Below are 21,081 nucleotides of genomic sequence, written 5' to 3'. Positions count from 1 at the left end.
AGGGCAGCAAAAAACAAACAACACAACAGCTTGTTGACGGCCATTATGGTGTCGTCGCGTAAGAGATATAAAGAATCATGTTAATCAAACTATTGACCAAAGTTTTTGGTAGCAGCAACGATCGTACCCTGCGCCGTATGCGCAAAGCGGTTGAGATGATCAACCGTATGGAACCAGACATGGAAAAACTGTCTGATAGCGAACTGCAGGCCAAGACCGATGAGTTCCGCGCGCGTCTGAAAAAGGGCGAAGTGCTGGAAAGCCTGATCCCGGAAGCCTTCGCCGTAGTGCGTGAGGCCAGTAAACGAGTCTTCGGCATGCGTCACTTCGACGTGCAGCTGCTGGGCGGGATGGTGCTCAACGACCGCTGTATCGCCGAGATGCGTACCGGTGAAGGTAAAACCCTGACCGCAACCCTGCCTGCCTATCTGAACGCCCTGAGCGGCCGTGGCGTGCACGTGGTTACCGTCAACGACTACCTGGCCCAGCGTGACGCCGAAAACAACCGTCCGCTGTTCGAGTTCCTGGGGTTGAGCGTGGGTATCAACCTGCCTGGCATGCCTGCTCCGGCCAAGCGTGAAGCCTATGCCGCCGATATTACTTACGGTACCAACAACGAATACGGCTTTGACTACCTGCGTGACAACATGGCGTTCAGCCCGGAAGAGCGCGTACAGCGTAAGCTGCACTATGCGCTGGTGGATGAGGTTGACTCCATCCTGATCGACGAAGCGCGTACGCCGCTGATCATCTCCGGCCCGGCCGAAGACAGCTCAGAAATGTATAAGCGTGTTAACAAGCTGATCCCACAGCTGATCCGTCAGGAAAAAGAAGACTCCGATACCTTCCAGGGTGAAGGGCACTTCTCGGTCGATGAAAAAGCGCGCCAGGTTCACCTGACCGAACGCGGCCTGATCATGATCGAAGAGATGCTGATGGAAGCGGGCATCATGGATGAAGGCGAATCGCTGTATTCACCAACTAACATTATGCTGATGCACCACGTCACCGCCGCGCTGCGTGCCCACGTGCTGTTCACCCGTGACGTTGACTATATCGTTAAAGACGGTGAAGTCATTATCGTTGACGAACACACTGGCCGTACCATGCAGGGCCGCCGCTGGTCCGATGGTCTGCACCAGGCGGTAGAAGCCAAAGAAGGCGTAGAAATTCAGAACGAAAACCAGACGCTGGCTTCGATCACCTTCCAGAACTACTTCCGTCTCTATGAGAAGCTGGCCGGTATGACGGGTACAGCGGACACTGAAGCCTTCGAATTTAGCTCTATCTACAAGCTCGATACCATCGTGGTGCCGACCAACCGCCCAATGATCCGTAAAGATATGCCGGATCTGGTCTACATGACCGAAAAAGAGAAGATCGCGGCGATCATCGAAGATATCCGTGAGCGTACTGCCAACGGCCAGCCAGTGCTGGTGGGGACCATCTCGATCGAGAAATCCGAAGTGGTTTCCCGTGAGCTGACCAAAGCAGGGATCGAACACAAGGTTCTGAACGCCAAATTCCACGCCATGGAAGCGGATATTGTGGCCAATGCGGGTCAAACTGCTGCGGTAACCATCGCCACCAACATGGCCGGCCGTGGTACCGATATCGTGTTGGGCGGCAGCTGGCAGAGCGAACTCTCCCATCTGGAAGATCCGACTGAAGAGCAGATTGCTGAAATCAAAGCGGCCTGGAAAATTCGTCACGACGCCGTACTGGCCGCCGGTGGCTTGCACATTATCGGTACCGAACGTCACGAATCACGCCGTATCGACAACCAGCTGCGTGGCCGTTCCGGCCGTCAGGGTGATGCCGGTTCTTCCCGCTTCTACCTGTCAATGGAAGATGCGCTGATGCGTATTTTCGCCTCGGATCGCGTTTCTGGCATGATGCGTAAGCTGGGTATGAAGGATGGCGAAGCCATCGAGCACCCGTGGGTCACCAAAGCCATTGCCAACGCGCAACGCAAGGTGGAAAGCCGTAACTTCGATATTCGTAAGCAACTGCTGGAATATGATGATGTGGCTAACGACCAGCGCCGTGCGATCTACAGCCAGCGTAACGAATTGCTCGACGTGTCCGACGTGAGCGAAACCATCAACAGTATCCGTGAAGACGTGTTCAAAACCACCATCGACAGCTACATTCCGCCGCAGTCGCTGGAAGAGATGTGGGATGTGAAAGGGCTGGAAGAACGTCTGAAAAACGACTTCGATCTGGATATGCCAATCGCCGAGTGGCTGGATAAAGAGCCTGAACTGCACGAAGAAACGCTGCGTGAGCGCATCATGGCGAAGGCGAAGGAAGATTACCTGCGCAAAGAAGAGGTTGTTGGCGCCGAAATGATGCGCAACTTCGAAAAAGGCGTGATGCTGCAGACGCTGGATTCCCTGTGGAAAGAGCACCTGGCGGCAATGGATTACCTGCGTCAGGGTATCCACCTGCGTGGCTATGCGCAAAAAGATCCGAAGCAGGAATACAAGCGTGAGTCCTTCAACATGTTTGCCACCATGCTGGAATCGCTGAAATATGAAGTGATCAGCGTGTTGAGCAAGGTTCAGGTACGCATGCCGGAAGAGGTTGAAGCTCTGGAGCTGCAACGCCGTGAAGAAGCCGAGCGTCTGGCACGCCAGCAACAACTGAGCCACCAGGAAGAAAATGCCCTGGCGGTCACCGATCCGAACGCGCCAGCTGTTGCCGAACGTAAAGTAGGGCGTAACGATCCTTGCCCATGCGGTTCCGGTAAGAAATACAAGCAGTGCCACGGCCGCCTGCAAAAGTAAGCCGGGTGCAGTGAACGGTTAACGGTAAGGGCTCAGCATGCTGAGCCCTTTTTTTAAGTAGTAACTTCTGGAGGATGCGATGAAGCACCTGAACATCGCCGTAGGGATTATCCGTAACCCACAGCAGGAAATCTTCATCACACGCCGCGCTGCGGATTCGCACATGGCTGGTTTTTGGGAATTCCCTGGCGGCAAGATTGAGCAGGGCGAAACGCCGGAGCAGGCATTAGGCCGCGAATTGCTGGAAGAAACCGGGATCCGCGCCAATCAGGCACGGTTACTGGAGGTGCTGGAACACCGCTTCACCGATCGGATTGTAACGCTGAATTTCTATCTGGTGGAGGATTGGGCGGGTGAACCCTATGGCCGTGAAGGCCAGCCGATGCGCTGGGTGAAACAGGCCGACCTGCGCGAGGAAGAGTTCCCCGAAGCCAACGTCAGTATCATCAAGCTGTTGGTGGCGCAGGCCAGTATCGCGTAGAGAGTTTAGGCCTGGCGGTGCCAGGCCAATAACGCCGCTTTAATGGTTGTTGCTATCCCGATCTTCACTCCAATCCTCACTTTCGTTCAGATCTTCGTTGCTCGGAATACGCTTCTCTTCATCGGCCCATTCACCGAGATCGATCAACTGGCAGCGCTTGCAGCAGAACGGGCGATACGGGCTGACTTCACCCCAAACCACGCCTTTTCCACAGGTTGGGCATTTTACTACGGTCATATTCATTCCTTTTCCCTCTGATAGTTAAAGGGGTAATTCAGTGTGTTAGCAGCACGCCAGCTCAAAGGTAAGACGCTCTGGCACTGTGCCGTTTTCGCTGTCTAGCGGCAGGAAACGGATGGCATAGCGCGTCTTGTGGCCGGAAATCTGCGGGTAAAGCTGGTAAGCCAGATTAATACGCAAGCGTAACAGATCGGCCCCTTCGGCGTTATCCTGGAAGAAGCCGTTGAGGCTGATCTGATTGCGAAACGGCCCGGCCTGGCGCACCAGATCCAACACGATGGTCAGGGCCTGATTCAAGGGTTCGAGGGTTTGCAACCACTCTGCCACGTCGGCATCACGCTCATTTTGTGCCACATGCATCCACATATGCAGCGTAGGCAAATCAAAGCTGCAACAGCCGCCAGGAATGCTCAGACGTTGGCGAACCAGGCTAATCAGCCGGTCTTCACGCAGCGCCTGGCCCATACGCGGGGCAGACATCAGCGCAGATGCACAGCCTTTTAGCTGGCTGCGTAGCTGATTGACCACCGAAATATCGACACCGGGCAATTCTGCCCACTGCAGTAATTTTTGCTGCTGGCGTTCCAGCTCTTTGAGCAGTTCGGTGCGTACTTCGCCACGTTCCAATACGTCCAGCAGGTCCGCAACGGTACGGAAAAAGGTCAGGGCGATAGCGGTTTCGCTCAGTGCTCTTTGGCCATGCAGTTGTTGTAATAAAAACTCGATCCGCAGCCAGGTGCGCATTTTTTCATTTAACGGGTGTTCAAAGAGAACGGTCGGGGAAGCGTCACTCATTCGGTGTGATCCTGTCGGGTCGCTGAGGTTGCCAGCTCAAGATAGTGTTGATGCAATGCGGCGACATGGGATTCAATTCCTTGTGCGCTACCGCTATTGTCAATTACGTCATCCGCCACGGCCAGACGTTGTTCGCGCGTGGCCTGTGCAGACAGAATATTCAGCGCCTGCTGACGGCTGATGCCGTCGCGGGCCATGGTTCTGGCTAATTGTGTTTCGCTGTCGACATCCACCACTAAAACGCGGTCGGCACGATCCTGCAGGCCGTTTTCTACCAGCAAGGGGACAACCCATAGTACGTAACAACTCTGGGCGTTGGCTAGTTGGCGTTGCGTTTCTCGCTGTATCTGCGGGTGCAGCAACTGGTTTAGCCAGCGCTTTTCGTCGGGATCGCTGAAGATCCGCTGACGCAAAGCCGCACGGTTGAGGGATCCGTCCATCAGCAACATTTCATTACCAAAATGCGCCGTAATGGCGTCCAATGCCGGGGTTCCAGGCTCAACAACCTGGCGAGCAATGATATCCGCATCCACAATGGCCACGCCAAAACGTGCAAAGGCGTTGGCAACGGTAGACTTACCGCTGCCGATACCGCCGGTTAATGCAACAATGTAGGACATGGCCGAAGGGATCCTGATATTCACCAAAAATTATAAACGAATCATAAAGCGATCGTGCAGAAGTGCAAGCGGGTGCTTGTGACTTGCTCTGCGCCTGGTGTTTTGAGAGGGGGAATTTGAGCCGCAGGATTGGGAAAATGAGGCGGCAATCACATTGGGATGTCACAGGTAAATTTGTGGGATTGTACCGTAAATAAAGGCGAAATCGCAGTCTTGCCGAGCGATTATTAGTGCGTATGATAACACCACTGGAACTGGCAATAACTAGGTTCGAAATCCCCTTGCGATCCGTCGCCAAAAACCAGGAAATCATAAGTCATGCGTATTGAAGAAGATTTGAAGTTAGGCTTTAAAGATGTGTTGATCCGCCCAAAGCGTTCCACGCTGAAAAGCCGCTCGGAAGTTGAACTGGAGCGCCAGTTTACCTTCAAACATTCAGGTTACAACTGGTCCGGTGTGCCGATTATTGCCGCCAATATGGATACGGTTGGCACCTTCCGCATGGCCGAGGCCCTGGCAACCTTCGACGTTCTTACCGCCGTTCATAAACACTACACCGTTGAGCAATGGGCCGAGTTTGTTCAGCGCTCTTCCGACTCCGTGTTGCGTCATGTGATGGTGTCTACCGGCACTTCTGAAGCCGACTTCGTCAAGATGAAGCAGATCCTGGCACTTTCCCCGGCGTTGAAATTTATCTGCATCGACGTGGCCAACGGCTATTCCGAACACTTTGTTGCCTTCCTGAAAAAAGCTCGTGAAGCTTGCCCTAGCCATGTGATCTGCGCGGGTAACGTGGTTACCGGTGAAATGGTGGAAGAGCTGGTGCTGTCCGGTGCCGACATCGTCAAGGTCGGGATTGGTCCTGGTTCAGTCTGTACCACCCGTGTGAAAACCGGTGTGGGCTATCCGCAGCTTTCCGCGGTGATCGAATGTGCCGATGCCGCACACGGCCTGGGCGGGCAGATTGTCAGCGATGGCGGCTGTTCTGTACCGGGTGATGTGGCGAAAGCCTTCGGCGGCGGCGCAGACTTTGTCATGCTGGGCGGGATGTTGGCCGGGCACGACGAATGTGAAGGCACCGTGGTGGAAGAGAACGGTGAGAAATTCATGCTGTTCTACGGTATGAGCTCAGAGTCTGCCATGAAGCGCCATGTGGGCGGTGTAGCTGGCTACCGTGCTGCGGAAGGTAAAACCGTCAAGCTGCCGCTGCGTGGTGAAGTCGAGTTTACCGTGCGCGATATCCTCGGTGGCCTGCGTTCTGCCTGTACTTATGTGGGCGCAGAACGTCTGAAAGAGCTGACCAAACGCACCACCTTTATCCGCGTCGCGGAGCAGGAAAACCGCGTTTTCGGCAGCAAATAAGCAGTTAGCCTTTAGGGGCGCAGCCTGCTGCGTCCCTGTAAAATTATCCCAGCACGTTCCCCAACTGGAATATCGGCAAATACATCGCGATCACCAACGTACCCACAATCCCCCCAACTACAATCATCAGCAACGGCTCCAGCGTTTGTGCCAGCGTATCGGCAAGCTCATAAGTCTGTTGTTCGTGCCAAAGCGCCAGCTTGTCCAACAGGACATCGAGCGTGCCGGACTCTTCTCCCACCCGCACTAATTGCTGGCATAGCGAAGGAAACAGCGGCTGTTGAGCTAGCGCGCTGTGGAAGGGATACCCTTGAGAGAGCTGCTTTTCGATCGCCGTCAGCGCCCGGCAATAAAACACAATATTCACCGAAAGCTTCGCGGCGCTTAGCCCTGCTACCAGCGTCAATCCGGCCTGCTGTGTCATAGCCAGAATACGGAATACCTGGCTCAGGCAATTGCCCTTGACCAACGAGGCAATCAACGGGATGCGTAGCAACATTGCCTGCTCACGTTGTTGCCAATCGGCTAACGGATGCAACCTGCGCCAATAAAATCCTGCCAGCCCAGCTACCGTGAGCAACAGATAAGGCCCGGTAGCGATCAATGCGCCGGACAGTGCCAGCAGCCCTTGGGTAAACCAGGGTAACGGGGCATCGAAAGATTGATAAATCTTGGCAAACTCCGGCAGCACCATCACCAACATCAGAATGGTGACTGAAATGGCCACCAGGCAGATAAACAGCGGGTAGCGCAGCGCCTTCAGCACTTTTTTCTGTAGCCTTTGCTGGGCTTCTTGTTGCTGTGCCAACTGCAGGCAGCAGCGATCCAGATTCCCCGTCAATTCGCCGATGGCGATCAGTTGGCGGTAGATTAGGGGGAATACGCGATGTTGCTCGGCGATCGCTTCGGAAAAGGGTTGCCCCATCACCACGCTATTGCTGATTTCCAGCAACAGACAACGCCAGGCCGCCGACTGATGCTCCTGAGCCAGCAACTGTAGGCTATTGACCAGCGGTAACCCGGCTTGCAGCAGAGTTGCCAACTGGCGGGTGAATTGGATCATCGGCTCGCCATGCCATTGACGTGCAGAGACCCGTTTCCCCGCCCCCAACTGGTAAGGCTGCAATCCTTGCTCCAGCAAATGCTGATAGACCTGATTTTTCTCCTCCGCCAGCAGTTCGCCACTGCGAATTCCACCTTGGCTATCGATGGCTTGCCAAACAAACAGACGGCGAGTTTTCATGCTGTACTCTCACCTTGAGTGTTCACCCCGACTACGCGGTACAGTTCCTCCAGCGAGGTTATCCCCTGGGTAACCAGCTCCAGGCCCGCTTGCAGCAGCGTTGTTTGACCCTGCTGCTGCGCGATAGCGGCCAACTGGAGCACCGAGGCATTTTGCATCAGGGCATTTTGGATTTCGGGCGTGATCTTCAGCAACTCGTAGACGCCGATCCGGCCGTAATAACCGCCAAAGCAATGCTCACAGCCGGCCGCACGCCACGGGATCAGGGGTTCCGGCCAAATGGTGGCCGGGAAGTGCAGGATCTCAACTTGTGGATAGCGGCAATGGGGGCATAACCGCCGCACCAGGCGCTGGGCGATCACCAGTTTTAGGCAGGCCGCCAGCAGGTAACCGGGAATACCCATTTGGGTCAGGCGGGTCAACGTTTCGCAGGTGGAGTTGGTGTGCAGGGTCGATAGCACCAAATGCCCGGTTTGTGCCGCCTTGACGGCAATTTCTGCCGTTTCTTTATCGCGGATCTCGCCGATCATGATGACATCCGGATCCTGGCGCAGCAGGGCCCGTAACACGCGAGCGAAGTCCAGATCGGTTTTACTGTTGATTTGCGTCTGGTTAATACCGAACACCGGGATCTCGATGGGATCTTCAACGCTGCACAGGTTGCTCTGCGCATCGTTCAGCTGGCGTAACCCGCTGTACAGCGTCACGGTTTTACCGCTGCCGGTCGGGCCGGTCACCAGGATCATGCCTTGCGGGTTACAGAGGGCATTGGCATACCACCCTAGTGCTTCCTGGCTCATACCAAGCTGTTCGAGCGGCAATTCCTGGCGATCGGTTTGCAGGATCCTCAGTACCACCTTTTCGCCATGCAGCGTGGGTAGGGTGGAGATCCGCATTGAGAAACTGGCATTATCCAGCTGCACGCTGAGTTGGCCGTCCTGTGGCAGGCGGCGTTCGGCGATATCCAGTTGCCCCATGATCTTCAGCCTGGCAGTGATCCTGGCCGCCAGCGACAAGGGCGGTGAGGCGATCGCCTGTAGCACACCGTCGATCCTGAGTCTGACGCGGAATCGCTGCTGATAAGGTTCAAAATGTACGTCAGAGGCACGCCGTTGAATGGCGCTACGCAGCGTTTGGTTAATAAATTGCACCACCGGCGTGTCGCTGTCGTCGTTAAGCGAAGGGGGCTGCTCCTCGGTATTTTCCGGCGGTGGAACCAGGGCGAGGGATTGCCGCTGGCTCTGCGCCTGTTCCAGCCGGGCAATGGGCCATTGCTCAATCCCCACGCTTTTGCCGGTGGCGAAACGCAGAGCGCTCACCAGTGCCGCAGGGATTTCACCATGCAGGGCGATAGTCAGCCGCTGCTCGTCTTCGCTGAGTGCCAGTGCCTGATAGCGTTGACACAGTGCGTGGATTTCATCGCTGATTTCCATGCTGCCCCCCTTTACTGCGCTGCATCATCAAAACGGAAAACTTCCTGGCAGGTTTCCTGCAGGCTGGTGTTACTGCTGCTGCATTGGCGTGTCCAGCGCATCGGGCCGGTGGCGTCCATTGTAGGGGCCAGCGTCACCGTCAGGCCTTGCAGGCTCTGTGTGCCGACCAGGCTGATGGTTCCCCCGGTGACCTTGATACTGCTGACGTAACGTGTTGTCACCCCTGCAGGGATCCCTTTACTGCCCGCATCGCAGCCTGACGGGCCACCGCCTTCCAATGCGCACAATTCAACCGCCATTTTGTACGGCACCATGGCCTGCAACATATCGGTCATGGCGGCCTTCTGGATATAGCGCTGATAGGCGGGAATGCCAATGGCGCTGAGGATGGCGACGATGGCAATCACCACCATTAATTCGATCAGGGTAAAACCGCGTTGTGTTTCCATCTGTTGTTTCCTCCGTAGTCATCAGGAGGCAACGTTAAAATGGCCAACAGCGGGTGGCGAGGGAGGAATGCGGATTATGCGCAGCTGTTCCACCACAATACGTCCGTGTTACGCGGCGTTGAAAAATAATGCGTAGTGCTTCACAACCGGGAGGAAATGATGCCTGTTTACGTATTACCCCATCCGCCAGAGCCGTTGACTAAGCTGGAAAGCGTCCGTTTTTTATCTAAAATTTCCCACCCACAGGATGTGATTATTCTTATGAGGTAAGAATGATCCTGCATTTGGCTTTTTTTAATTAATGCGATAATGATAGGGTTTAACCCTGTTTTTTAGAGTGTGGCACCCGTTTTTTCTAGGAATACTCCTGTATCAATAATTCCGTAATATAATTCTTATATAATATTTATCAATAAAAATACCATTGATCTGTTTTAGAGATCACGGTATCTTTGCCCTCGCCGTAACAGAGAAGTTAATAAATATCATCTATTCTGCGCTTTAATAAAGGCATGGGTTATCGTGCCTTTATATTGAGCGTAGATTTGTTCTATCATTGATGATAGACATAACTAGGGCTATTTATTTCACTTTTATATAAGGATGATGTTGTGAAAAAATTAAACGTTTCTGAAGCTAGCACAATCGTTGGCGGCACTTGCAAAACCTGTAGCGTTGAGTATGTAAACCTTACTCCAACCACTTGTAATGCGGTTACCACTTGTGTAGACAAAGATGGCAAGGTTGTTAGCGTTGACAGCAAGCCAGTTCCACTGAGCAGCTGCCCTGCCCAGCCATAATGTAAACATTGGTTCCCTGTCTGACAGGGACTGATGCCAGTGCTGGTGCGGTGAGGTTTATCGCATCAGCCTGTTTGATTCTCGTGCATTTTTAATGGACAGGGATGTGACTGCTGCAAGGGTTATTGCAGCCTGCCTGACTAAAACAATCAATATCCCTCCGTTATTAAGTGCTAATCGATTTACCCTTATACATTAAGGTTTGTGATTATTCACACGCAACCTTGAAAGATTTTGGGTATATGTAATTTAGGACGTAGCGCTCATGTTCAAGAAGCCCTTTTATCTTTTCGCCTATACCCTTTTGGTTATTATTATATCTTCGCTGATCACCACGGCTTATTTCCACTATTTTGTGCTGAATCAGAATGCCGGTCCTGAACAACAGGCTCTGACTATGGTTAGCGAGAGCGACGTTAAAACCAGCCCGATAAACACGGATAATACCATTGTCGAGATCTTCTCTTACGGCTGCCACTATTGCGCCTTGAACGAAGAGAATGTTGCCAAGATGGAAGCGCGGATGCCCGCCGGGACTCAACTGGTCCGTGTGCATATCGCCAACCAAAACAATGATGGCCTGGCGAGCTTTGCCCCGTTGTTTGCCACCCTGACGGTGATGGGCATTGAACCACAGCACCGTGAGAGCGCTTATAACGCCATTATCAAAGGTAAAATTGATTTAAGTAACCCGGTCAATCGCGATAAATGGTTAACGAAAAACGGTATCGATCTTGATGCCTATAACAAGGCAAGCCAGACACCGCAGGTAGCAGAGCTACTGGACTATATGACCAAAGTATCCGGGCATTACAAAATCAGGGCGACCCCAACGTTTATCGTCAACAAAAAGTGGATGGCCGTGCAGGATCGTGATTTCCCTGAGTTTGCCGATCATCTGCTGTCATTGTTACAGCATGACAAACCGCTGGAGCAATAATGCGTTTATTTGCCGTGTGGGTGTATCTGGCGTGGAGAGAGGCGCTCACAACCCTAGCACGCGGTTCGTTGCCCTTGCGCAGAGCATACGGCAAGACGGTTTGTTGGCTGCTGCGCCACGGCAACTACCGTTGGTTCCTTTGGCTGGCGGCGCTGAGCCGCTGGCTGCGATTAAATGACCGGGGCGATCGTCGGCGTGCCTTTGTGGCTGAGGCGAATAAGCAATCCCTGCTCGGGGCTGACTACCAAGGGAATTTTGCCCGCACCAGTCAGCGCCGCCGTTTACTGGAGCTGGCCGCAACCTATGGTCAGAGCCCTCAGATCGCAGCCCAACTGGCTCGCTGCCAGGCAGAGCTTAATGCGGTCGTCGAGCCTTTGCATCAGGCAGGGCACCCGGTGGTGCTGGCACCGCTGCATATGCTCTCTGACGTGCTGGCCGGTATGGTCGGCGCCGGGGTATTTCCGGGACAGGCAACGGCGATTGTCTCCGTGAGCGTGGAGGTGTATCACGCCAGGGCGCGGGAATTAGGGGGTGTTAACCTGTCCTATTGCTCGATCCATGATGATAACCGGGAAATTGCCGGCAATCTGATGGGCGCGATTATGGAAGCGGCCGATCATCAACGCAATATCATGATTTTTCCGGATATCTCGCCGGATTACACCGTCAATACCAATAAGGCGCAAACGGCAAAGCTCAGTTGCCGTCTGTTTGATCGCCCGGCCAATTTGCACAGCGGCGTGATCCGCATTGCCCGAGCGCTGTCGGCTCAGGTGGTGTTTTATTACCTGTATTACGACAAAGAGATAAAAATCCACATTGACCCGCCGATGCCGGCGCGCAGTGTGAAAGCCAGGCTGCCGGAAATTGTCGAGAGTTCGATCGTCCGGCACCCCGAGGACTGGCTGTTATGGCACGCACATTCGTTATTTTTTATCAATGAATAAACCGGAAATTGAAGAAGTCAGATCATGGAAAAGATAATCCCGACGCTGGTCTTTCAAGGCGAAACTAACGAATGTGGGCTGGCCTGCATCGCCATGATGGCGGAAACCCAGGGGATTGATGTCTCGCTGGAAAGCCTGCGTGAACGCTATCCGGCCTCGCAGCATGGCACCTCGCTGGCCAGGCTGTGCGATATCATGGGCGAATTGGCGATGCCCGCTTATCCCGTGGCTTTTGAGCATGACGAACTGGCAGAACTGCCGCTGCCCGCCATTTTGCATTATGGCGCCAGCCATTACGTGGTGCTGGCCTACCGTAAAGGCAACCATGTCTGCGTAATGAATCCGGGCATCGGCCAACAACTGCTGCCTATCGATGCGTTAAAGCTGGACATCAGCGGTTATGCGCTGGTGCTGGACAATGAAACCCAGCCCGATCCGCAGGCACTGGCCAACGTGCAGCGCAGTAAACGCTTTCGCATGTTCGACACCATGAGTCTGAAAGAAACGGCACGTATCCCCGGCATTTACCGGTTGATGATACTGGCGTTTCTGATCTCGTTAACCCTGTTTATCATGCCGACGATGGTCAGCAGCGCCATCAACCAGGTCTTTTCCTCTGCGGGAAAAACAGATTTCCCCTATTTTTACTTCCTGCTGGCGTTTGTCGTTTCGACCACGTTGGCCTTCGGCGTGCGCTGGATCACCGAGCGATTTATTAAACGTTTCGTGGTGGTCAACAGCGTGGCCGGTTTCTCGCGCTTGCTCAGTAATTCACTGAATTTCTTTGATAAACGTGCACCAGGTGACGTCTTTAGCCGTTTTGCCAGTTGGCAGATGGCCTCGGGCATTAAAATCGAGCTGGATAACGGCCTGCGTACCGACTGGATCATCGGTGCCATCGCGCTAGCGGTGATGTGCTATATGAGCCCGCTGCTGGCCATGGTGTCTGGCATCAGTGTCACCCTGATGGGGCTGGTTAGCGTCTGGGCCATCTATCGTGACCGCTATTTTACCCAGCAAATGCAGGTCAAAACGGCCGATCAGAGCGACTTTATCCTGGAGAGCATTCAAGGGTTCGCCACCATCAAGTCCGCTGGGCTCGATAGTCAACGCAAGGGCCTGTTTGCCAAATATGCCCTGGCGCTGTTTACCTGCCGCCAGCAACAGAGAATGTACGAGCAGGTCAAAAGCAGCCTGTATCAGCTGATCGGCAGCCTGGAGATGGTGCTGTTTATGTTCCTGGCGCTGCCGTTGTTGAAAAACGAAACTATCACGCTCGGGGAGTTCTTTGCCTATAGCTTTGTGCGTGAAATTTTCACCTCTTACATCACCAAGATTTTCTATTCCATCCTGCAAAAGAATCAGTTGAACGTGATTGATACCCGCGCGCGGGATCTGTTTCCGTCACGTTCTGCACCGGAGCCAGGCAATGATGCGGTCCCTGCGCCCATCCCGTCGTTCACCTCGCAGCTGCGTTATCACCATATCGCCTTTGCCTATGACGCCCAGCAACCGGTGCTGCACGATCTTTCGCTATCGCTCACGCCGGGGCAAAGCATTGCCATTGTCGGTGAATCTGGCGCGGGTAAAAGCACCTTGCTGAAAGTGATGACCGGCCTGATGCCACCACAGCAAGGGGACGTCATGGTGGATGGCCAGCCGATCGATTATCAGCAGGTGCACGCACTGTTCTTCCTGCAAAGCCAGGAGGACATCTTGTTCAATGCCACGGTGTTGGAAAACATCACGCTGTTTGATGAGAACTTTAATGAGCAAAAGCATCGGCAGATTGAGCGTTCGCTGGAGGGGCTGAATCTTGCCCCGGTGATCGAGAAATTGCCGGGCGGCCTGAATGCCCTGATCCGTGAAAGCCATGCTGGGCTGTCTCAGGGGCAACGCCAACGTCTACTGTTGGCTCGGGCCATGTACAGCGATCGCCCGGTGCTGGTGCTTGATGAACCTACGGCCAATCTGGATGAAGAAACGGCGCATCAGGTGATGGCCACCTTGCTGGCGCATTGTCGCGAGCGGCATAAAACGTTGATCACCGTGACGCACAGCGAGAGCGTATTACCGATGTTTGATCGGGTGTTCCGCGTGAGCAATGGCCATGTGGCCAGCGTCGAAACATCACCGACACTGATTACGGCGGTGTGCTGATGAAGCTGAAACGGGTTGGCATAACCAAACGCTGGCTGGTGCCGATAGCCTTGCTGTGTTTGGTGGCGATTGGCGCGATCGTCTGGTACGTCACTGCACCCACGCAGGAAAATGCCTATGACACCGAAGAGATCACCCGTGGCGATATCGAAAAAACCGTGCTTGCCACCGGCATTCTTAAACCGGCACTGCAGGTCAGCGTTGGTGCCCAGGTTAACGGACAATTGCAAAAGCTGTATGTGAAGCAGGGCGATCGTGTCACCCGCGGGCAGTTGCTGGCGGAAATCGACCCGACCTTGCAACAGAACGCACTGCGTAAATCGCAAGCGGCCTTGCAAAGCGCCGAAGCGCAAAAGCAAGTCACCCAGGCAACGCTCAAGCAGTATCAACAGGAGCTGAAGCGTCAGCAAAAGCTGGATCGTGATGGTTCTGGGGTGAAAAGCGAATTGGAAAAGGCGCAGGCGCAGTTCCAAACCCAGGTTGCCCAGTTGAAGGTCAACGACGCGCAGATCGTCCAGGCGCAGATGGAGCTGGAAACGGCCAAGGCCAATCTGGGCTTTACCCGCATCGTTGCGCCGATCGACGGTGAAGTGCTGGGGATCGTCACCAAGGAAGGGCAGACCATCGTGTCGTCACAAACCGTCCCGACCATTCTGGTGCTGGCGGATGTGGATACCATGACGGTACACACCCGTATTTCGGAGACCGATATCCTGAAGGTGCGCGTGGGGCAACCGCTGTGGTTTTACGTGGTGGCCGATCCCAAACAGCGCTACGAAAGCGTGATGGGCTCTATCCAGGAAGCTCCCAATGAGGCTTTGCAGGAAGACAACGCATCAAGTTCCTCCAATCAGCAGGCTTCGGCGGTGTATTACAGCGGCGTATTTGCTATCGCCAACAGTAAGCGCCTGCTGCGTACCTCGATGACCGCCCAGGTATTTATCATTACCGATCAGGCGAAGAACGCCCTGCGTGTCCCGGTGGCCGCCTTTGGTGAACAACAGGGTAAAGATCGTTATCAGGTACAGGTGATGAACGGTACACAGCTTGAGTCACGCTGGGTGCGCATCGGCCTGAACGACCGCCAGTTTGCCGAAGTAAAAGAAGGGCTGAAAGAGGGTGACCGCGTGGTATTGGCGGGGAGCGCTAGCAATGGTTAAGCCATCTTCTGCGTTGATCTCACTGAGCGGTATCTCCCGGCATTTTGTTTCTGGGTTGCAGACCGTAGCGGTACTGAAAAACGTCTCCCTCTCCATCCAACCGGGCGAGATGGTGGCGATCGTTGGTGCGTCCGGCTCGGGGAAATCCACGCTGATGAATATCATCGGCTGCCTGGATAAACCCACCGAAGGTGAGATGCAGATCAAAGGTATCTCCACCCAACTCGCCAGCAGTGAGCAGTTGGCCCAGTTACGCAGCCAGTACATCGGGTTTATCTTTCAGCGTTATCACCTGATGCCTTATCTGAGCGCCAGCGAAAACGTCGCCATTCCCGCCCTGTATACCGCGATGCCTGCGGCGGAACGCCAGACGCGGGCCGAATACCTGCTGACCCGGCTTGGGTTGCAACAACGGATGAATTACAAACCCGCGCAGCTCTCCGGCGGGCAACAGCAGCGGGTAAGTATTGCCCGCGCGTTGATGAACGGGGCGGAAATCATTCTGGCCGATGAACCGACCGGTGCGCTTGATCGCGCCAGTGGGCAAGAGTTGATGGAAATCCTGCACTCCCTGCACCGCTCGGGGCACACCATCATTATCGTCACCCACGATCGGGATGTCGCCAACCAGGCGCAGCGTATTATTGAAATCAGCGACGGTGAAATTATTGCCGATAGGCGCAATGAAGCGGTCGCGCCGCAGAAAACCCGGCCGGTATTGCCGGTGGTCGCTGCCACAGGACGCACGCCGTTTTGGCAGAGCGTACAAGAGGCGATCAAGATGGCCTGGCGTGCGCTGATGGGGCATCGTGCCAGAGCCTTCCTGTCGATGTTGGGCATCATTATCGGTGTCTCTTCCGTGGTGTCGTCAATGGCGGTGGGTGAGGGCGCACGGCAAAATATTCTTAGGGAGATCGGTCAACTGGGCAATAGCACGTTGGAGATCCGCCCTGGTGAAGGGCGGGGCAAAGTACGGCCTGACTTTGCCCGTGCACTGAAGGTCTCTGATGTAGAACTGTTGGCCCGCCAGCAGTATGTTGACAGCGTGTCGCCAGTCGTCAGCAAAACAGTGGCTGCGGTGCGCGGTGGCAAAGAGGTGATGGTGGCGATTTCCGGCATCAGCAATGCCTTTTTCCGTGTGCAGGGCCTGCATTTTATCTCTGGTAACGGTTTTACCCAGCGCGATCTGGACGAGCGGGAACCGGTGGTGATTATTGACCCGGAATTACGCGATACGCTGTTTGATACGGATGAAACACCAGAAGGGGAAATCATCCAGCTTGGCGGTACACCTTACCGGGTGATCGGCATTGCCGAGCGTAAAGGCGGCAAATTCAGCGGCATGATGTTGGGTGCCTGGATGCCTTATACCGCGCTGCTGGAGCGCATGTCCGGCGATATGCCGATCGAGTCCATGACCTTGCGTGTACGTGACGGGCTTTCACCGCATGAGGTACAGGGACGCGTGGAAAAGCTATTAGAGCAGGCTCATGGCCAGCGTGACTTTTACACCCAGACCAACGATCAGATGACGCAGGCCATCCGCAAGGCGTCGGATTCGATGAATCTGCTGATCACCGCTATTGCCGGGATTTCGCTGCTGGTGGGCGGGGTTGGCGTGATGAACATCATGCTGGTGTCGGTCACCGAACGCACCCACGAGATTGGCATTCGTCTTTCGGTCGGCGCACGGCCAGCGGACATCATGCGCCAGTTCCTGATTGAAGCGATGGTGATCTGCTCGCTGGGCGGGCTGATCGGCATTATTGGCTCCGGGTTGGCCGGGGTTATTTTCTCCCAGGTGACGCAAGAGTTCTCGATGATCTTTACCTGGCCACCGTTGGTACTGGCCTGTGGGTTCTCTGCACTGATTGGGCTGGGCTTTGGCTTTTTCCCGGCACGCAATGCGGCACGTCTTCACCCCACGGAGGCGCTGGCGCGCGAATGATGATGAACAAATTCTCTCTATTATTTTTGCCCCTGCTGCTGAGCGGCTGTGGTTCCTTGACGAAAAGCGATTATCAGCGGCCAATGCTGTCGGTGCCTGCTGAGTGGCGAGTGCAGGATACCGGTTCTGGCTATCTGCAACACACTGACCACTGGTGGGATAACTTCGCGGATCCACAGCTCTCGATGCTGATCGGACGCGCGCTGACCAGCAACAACGATCTGGCCATCGCGGGCATCCAGCTCCAGCAGGCCCGATTGGCGGCCGGGTTAACCGATACCAATTTAACGCCAGATGTTTCAGTGACGGGTAACGCCAACAACAGCAAAAACCTGCGGAATAATACGACTCCGACGGAGTCTTACAGCACCACGTTGTCGCTGAGTTATGAGCTGGATCTGTGGGGTAAATTGGCGCGAGCCAGGGAGCAGGCGCAGTGGCAGGTTGAAGCCACGGAGCAGGATCGGCAAAACACCGCGCTAACGTTGATAGGTAACACGGCGCAGTATTATTGGCAGATCGCCAACCTCAACCAGAAGATCAAACAGCAGCAAGCGGGTCTGGAAATCAGTCAGCAGACGCTGGCGCTGGTGCAGTCTCGTTATGCTTCCGGTGCCGCCGGACAGATTGACCTGTTGCAGGCGCAACAGTCTTTGCTCAATCGTCAGAACACCTACCGTACGTTGCAGCAGCAACGGGAAGAGAACCGCAATGCGCTGGCGATCCTGTTTAACCGATCGCCCACCGATCGTCAGGCCGAGCGCAGCTCGCTGGACATCAATCAGGATGTGCCAATTGCCAACGTGCTGCCGGTTGAGGTCATTGCCCGCCGTCCAGACGTGAAGGCGGCGGAAGGGCGTCTGCGAGCAGCCCTGGCCGGTTCGGATGTGGAGCGTTTAAGCTTCTATCCATCGCTGTCACTGGCTGCGTCACTCGGCTCTGCCAGCAGCATTTTCTCTCAATGGTTCAGCAATCCGGTCAGGACGCTGGGAGCCAACGCTGCGCTGCCGTTTGTGCAGTGGAACACGGTGCAATTGACCATTGAGAAATCCAATCTGGACGTCAAACAGGCGGCGATCGTCTTTCGCAGCAAGGTTTATAGCGCGCTTTCCGACGTGGACAACGCCATGTCGCAGCGGCTCAGCTATCAACAGCAAAAAATTAATCAGCAACAGAATCTGCAGCTTAGCCAGCAGCGCCTGGTATTGGCCAGAAGCCAATATCAGGCGGGGGCAGTCTCTTTCCAGAGCTTGCTGGATGCCGAGGACGATCTGCTGACCATCGAAACCAATTTGTCAGATCTGCAGTACAACTATCTCAATGCCACCATGAAGCTGTGGCTGGCGTTGGGCGGCGGTGTGGAAAAAGACGGTGATATAACAGGATGAGATCATGAATAAAGACGCTTTGTCACGTCGCGTGGTGGTTACAGGCTTTGGTGCGGTCACGCCATTGGGGATGAATGCCGAGCAAAGCTGGGCGGCGATTATGGATTATCAGTTGGGCTATCGCTATTTCGATCGGTCCGCCGTGGGGATCCAGTCGCGTTTCTTCGGGGTGATCGACGATGAGCCCAGCCTGAAGGGCGTCCCTGCGGCGATCCGTCGCCGTCTGCCGCGTTTTGCCCGTCTGGCGCTGGGGGCGGCTCGGGAAGCGATGGAGATGGCTTTTCACGGGGAGAGCCCGGCGGCCTATTACGATCTGCTTGAGTGCGGCACCATCATCGGCAGCGGCTGGGCGGGTCAGGATGAAACCCACATTAATTACGAAGGCTATCTGCGTACCGGGTTGGGTTCACCCTTTGGCTGCTTCCTGTCCATGCCGAATGCCGCGACGGCCGCCTGTAGCCTGTTCTGGGGCCTGCGTGGTTATCAAAATAGTCCGATTGCGGCCTGTGCGACCGGGACGATCGCCATTGGCGATGCGTTTGAGGTGATCCGCAGTGGCCGTGCCTCGATGATGCTGGCCGGGGCAGGTGAGTCGCTGTGTACCGATGCCGCCGTGTGGAACATCGATATCCTGCGTGCCTTGGCAAGTGAGCAGGATGATGCCAGCAAGGCGTGTTGCCCATTCAGCCTTGATCGCAACGGCTTTGTCCTTTCCGAAGGTGCTGCCGTGTTGTGCCTGGAAGAGCGCGAAGCCGCACTGGCGCGTGGGGCAACCATCCTGGGGGAAATCAAGGGCTACGGCAATTACTCCGATGCCTTCGACTTTACCGCCCCTGCGGAAGACAAGATTGCCCGGGTGAAAACCATCCAGCATGCCTTGCGTCAGGCCGGGGTGACGGCGGAGGAGATCGACTATATCAATGCGCACGGCACCTCTACGCCTCTCAACGATTTGAATGAAACCCAGGCGATCAAGCTGGCCTTTGGCGATGCGGCCTACAGCACGCCGCTTTCCAGCACCAAGTCCTACTCCGGGCATCTGATTGCGGCGGCAGGCAGCTTTGAATCCATCATCTGCCTGCAAGCGTTGCAGCATCAGTTGATGCCCGCCACCTGTCACCTGAAAAATGCCGATCCGGAGTGCGATCTGGACTACATCAGCGAAGGGCATCGCCCGGCCCGGTTACAGAACATCTTGAATCTGAGCTTCGGCTTCGGCGGCGCTAACGCGGCGTTGGTTATCGGGCAGGCATGAGCATGATCCTCAACTACACCCTGCACGATGCCGAGGAGTGGGCCGCCTTTTCCGGTGACTACAACCCGATCCACTTTGATCTGCAGCACGTGCGCAAAATGGGGGCCGACCAGCTAAGCGTCCATGGGATGCGTGCGATGTTAGATATGAAACGTCATCTGAGTGCGGTGTTACTTGCGACTCCGCTGGAGCATGACTTTTATATGTTCAGTACCCGCATGCGCCGACCGGTGCTGTGCCAGACGCCGTATCACTTGCAGATAGCGGGCAACGGCAAGCAGATCACAGGCAAAATGCTGGACAGTGCCACGCAGGAAAGCTGTTTCAACAGCAAACTGGCTCCGGCTCAGTCGTTAGCGCTGGCAACTTCTGAACAGGAGCATGCACTGACCGTTAACGAGGTGATGGCACTCAGCCAGTCATTCCCGGGGCTGGCATCGGATGCCACTCAGGCGTGGAGTTTCTTTGACGCTCTGCTGTTCCAACTGCTGGTGAAATCCCCGGAAACCTTGGCGGCGCTGACGACGGCGCTGCCGGAACTGCAGGTCGCTACGCTGATTGAGGTGTTTGCTCAGATCCCAGTGGTACAGACGCACCATGAGACTCACTTCAGCGCCCTATTATTCAACCCCGAAACGCTATTTGAACCCGAAGATCGGCTGTACTACCGCATTCAGCCGATGCTGGTTATCGGGGATCGAAGCAGCGGATTTGTGTTACGCGCGGTGATCGAGGCCAGAACGCAGCGGCAGCCTCTGCTCGTCACCTCGGTGACCTTAAAAACATGGCCATTGGCCGACAATTAACCATAGGGATATAACCATGGAAAACTACCAACAGGTTTACGACACCGTCACTGAAATGATTTGTGATGCCAAAGATCTCGAGATGGCCGATCTGGCGCCAGAGATGCCTCTGCAGCAGTTGAAGCTGGACAGCCTGGACTATGTGGAGCTGATGGTATTGGCCAAACGCGAGTTTGGAGTCACGCTCAACGCCGAAATGTTCATCGATCAGCCGAATATGACGCTGGGTGAACTCTGTCAAAGCCTGGCCGACGCGCAAAAATAA

At 55.0% G+C, this 21,081-nt stretch carries 19 protein-coding genes; 13 read left to right on the top strand and 6 right to left on the bottom strand.

Going from position 1 to position 21,081, the window contains the following annotated elements; genetic code table 11:
• The first annotated feature begins 77 nt into the window (after positions 1 to 77).
• Positions 78 to 2,789 (top strand): preprotein translocase subunit SecA, encoded by a 2,712-nt coding sequence (gene secA / locus ACX9GU_RS22815; protein ID WP_021179333.1) that lies wholly within the window; start codon positions 78 to 80, stop codon positions 2,787 to 2,789.
• Between the two features lie 79 nt (positions 2,790 to 2,868).
• On the top strand, positions 2,869 to 3,270 hold the full coding sequence (gene mutT / locus ACX9GU_RS22810; RefSeq protein ID WP_473193025.1) for an 8-oxo-dGTP diphosphatase MutT: 402 nt from the start codon (positions 2,869 to 2,871) through the stop codon (positions 3,268 to 3,270).
• A 39-nt stretch (positions 3,271 to 3,309) separates the two neighbouring features.
• Here mutT and yacG read toward each other — a convergent pair whose 3' ends face one another.
• From yacG to coaE, 3 genes are read right to left on the bottom strand one after another with little or no spacing between them, the layout of a single operon-like run.
• Positions 3,310 to 3,507: a DNA gyrase inhibitor YacG gene (yacG, locus tag ACX9GU_RS22805; RefSeq protein WP_021179335.1), complete on the bottom strand. Its 198-nt coding sequence runs from the start codon at positions 3,505 to 3,507 to the stop codon at positions 3,310 to 3,312.
• 45 nt (positions 3,508 to 3,552) lie between these two features.
• The gene (zapD, locus tag ACX9GU_RS22800) at positions 3,553 to 4,305 is read right to left on the bottom strand and encodes a cell division protein ZapD (RefSeq protein WP_059199745.1); all 753 of its coding nucleotides are present in this window, start codon (positions 4,303 to 4,305) and stop codon (positions 3,553 to 3,555) included.
• On the bottom strand, positions 4,302 to 4,925 hold the full coding sequence (gene coaE / locus ACX9GU_RS22795; protein ID WP_473193024.1) for a dephospho-CoA kinase: 624 nt from the start codon (positions 4,923 to 4,925) through the stop codon (positions 4,302 to 4,304). Before coaE ends, zapD begins: the two co-directional genes overlap by 4 nt.
• 318 nt (positions 4,926 to 5,243) lie before the next feature.
• Here coaE and ACX9GU_RS22790 point away from each other — a divergent pair, with 318 nt between their 5' ends.
• A complete protein-coding gene (locus ACX9GU_RS22790) occupies positions 5,244 to 6,287 on the top strand; it encodes a GMP reductase (RefSeq protein WP_021179338.1) in 1,044 nt (347 codons plus the stop codon).
• A 43-nt stretch (positions 6,288 to 6,330) separates the two neighbouring features.
• On the opposite strand, the gene hofC is transcribed toward ACX9GU_RS22790, so the two are convergent.
• From hofC to ppdD, 3 genes are read right to left on the bottom strand one after another with little or no spacing between them, the layout of a single operon-like run.
• The gene (gene hofC / locus ACX9GU_RS22785; RefSeq protein WP_473193023.1) at positions 6,331 to 7,530 is read right to left on the bottom strand and encodes a protein transport protein HofC; all 1,200 of its coding nucleotides are present in this window, start codon (positions 7,528 to 7,530) and stop codon (positions 6,331 to 6,333) included.
• The gene (gspE, locus tag ACX9GU_RS22780) at positions 7,527 to 8,963 is read right to left on the bottom strand and encodes a type II secretion system protein GspE (RefSeq protein ID WP_473193022.1); all 1,437 of its coding nucleotides are present in this window, start codon (positions 8,961 to 8,963) and stop codon (positions 7,527 to 7,529) included. Before gspE ends, hofC begins: the two co-directional genes overlap by 4 nt.
• An 11-nt stretch (positions 8,964 to 8,974) precedes the next feature.
• Positions 8,975 to 9,412, bottom strand: coding sequence for a prepilin peptidase-dependent pilin (gene ppdD / locus ACX9GU_RS22775; RefSeq protein WP_473193021.1), 438 nt, complete (start codon positions 9,410 to 9,412; stop codon positions 8,975 to 8,977).
• 611 nt (positions 9,413 to 10,023) lie between these two features.
• Here ppdD and ACX9GU_RS22770 point away from each other — a divergent pair.
• From ACX9GU_RS22770 to ACX9GU_RS22725, 10 genes are all read left to right on the top strand, one after another.
• A complete protein-coding gene (locus ACX9GU_RS22770) occupies positions 10,024 to 10,212 on the top strand; it encodes a DUF4762 family protein (protein WP_179244952.1) in 189 nt (62 codons plus the stop codon).
• 265 nt (positions 10,213 to 10,477) lie between these two features.
• Positions 10,478 to 11,152, top strand: a complete 675-nt coding sequence (locus tag ACX9GU_RS22765; protein WP_473193020.1) for a DsbA family protein — start codon at positions 10,478 to 10,480, stop codon at positions 11,150 to 11,152.
• Positions 11,152 to 12,099, top strand: coding sequence for an ABC transporter (locus tag ACX9GU_RS22760; RefSeq protein ID WP_473193019.1), 948 nt, complete (start codon positions 11,152 to 11,154; stop codon positions 12,097 to 12,099). Before ACX9GU_RS22765 ends, ACX9GU_RS22760 begins: the two co-directional genes overlap by 1 nt.
• Before the next feature lie 24 nt (positions 12,100 to 12,123).
• Entirely contained in the window at positions 12,124 to 14,259 is a 2,136-nt protein-coding gene (locus tag ACX9GU_RS22755; protein ID WP_473193018.1) for a peptidase domain-containing ABC transporter, read from the top strand.
• Positions 14,259 to 15,419, top strand: coding sequence for an efflux RND transporter periplasmic adaptor subunit (locus ACX9GU_RS22750; protein ID WP_473193017.1), 1,161 nt, complete (start codon positions 14,259 to 14,261; stop codon positions 15,417 to 15,419). Before ACX9GU_RS22755 ends, ACX9GU_RS22750 begins: the two co-directional genes overlap by 1 nt.
• Entirely contained in the window at positions 15,412 to 17,367 is a 1,956-nt protein-coding gene (locus ACX9GU_RS22745; RefSeq protein ID WP_473193016.1) for an ABC transporter permease, read from the top strand. Before ACX9GU_RS22750 ends, ACX9GU_RS22745 begins: the two co-directional genes overlap by 8 nt.
• Positions 17,364 to 18,755, top strand: a complete 1,392-nt coding sequence (locus tag ACX9GU_RS22740) for an efflux transporter outer membrane subunit (protein ID WP_473193015.1) — start codon at positions 17,364 to 17,366, stop codon at positions 18,753 to 18,755. Before ACX9GU_RS22745 ends, ACX9GU_RS22740 begins: the two co-directional genes overlap by 4 nt.
• Positions 18,756 to 18,759: 4 nt before the next feature.
• Positions 18,760 to 20,010, top strand: coding sequence for a beta-ketoacyl-[acyl-carrier-protein] synthase family protein (locus tag ACX9GU_RS22735; RefSeq protein WP_473193014.1), 1,251 nt, complete (start codon positions 18,760 to 18,762; stop codon positions 20,008 to 20,010).
• A complete protein-coding gene (locus tag ACX9GU_RS22730) occupies positions 20,007 to 20,816 on the top strand; it encodes a hypothetical protein (protein WP_473193013.1) in 810 nt (269 codons plus the stop codon). Before ACX9GU_RS22735 ends, ACX9GU_RS22730 begins: the two co-directional genes overlap by 4 nt.
• 16 nt (positions 20,817 to 20,832) lie before the next feature.
• Complete coding sequence (locus tag ACX9GU_RS22725; RefSeq protein ID WP_473193012.1) at positions 20,833 to 21,081, top strand: acyl carrier protein; 249 nt, start codon at positions 20,833 to 20,835, stop codon at positions 21,079 to 21,081.

This window comes from Serratia sp. K1WW1 (assembly GCF_055790865.1).
The sequence above is the reverse complement of the archived record's forward strand: the minus strand, read 5'-3'. Positions and strand labels throughout refer to the sequence as shown.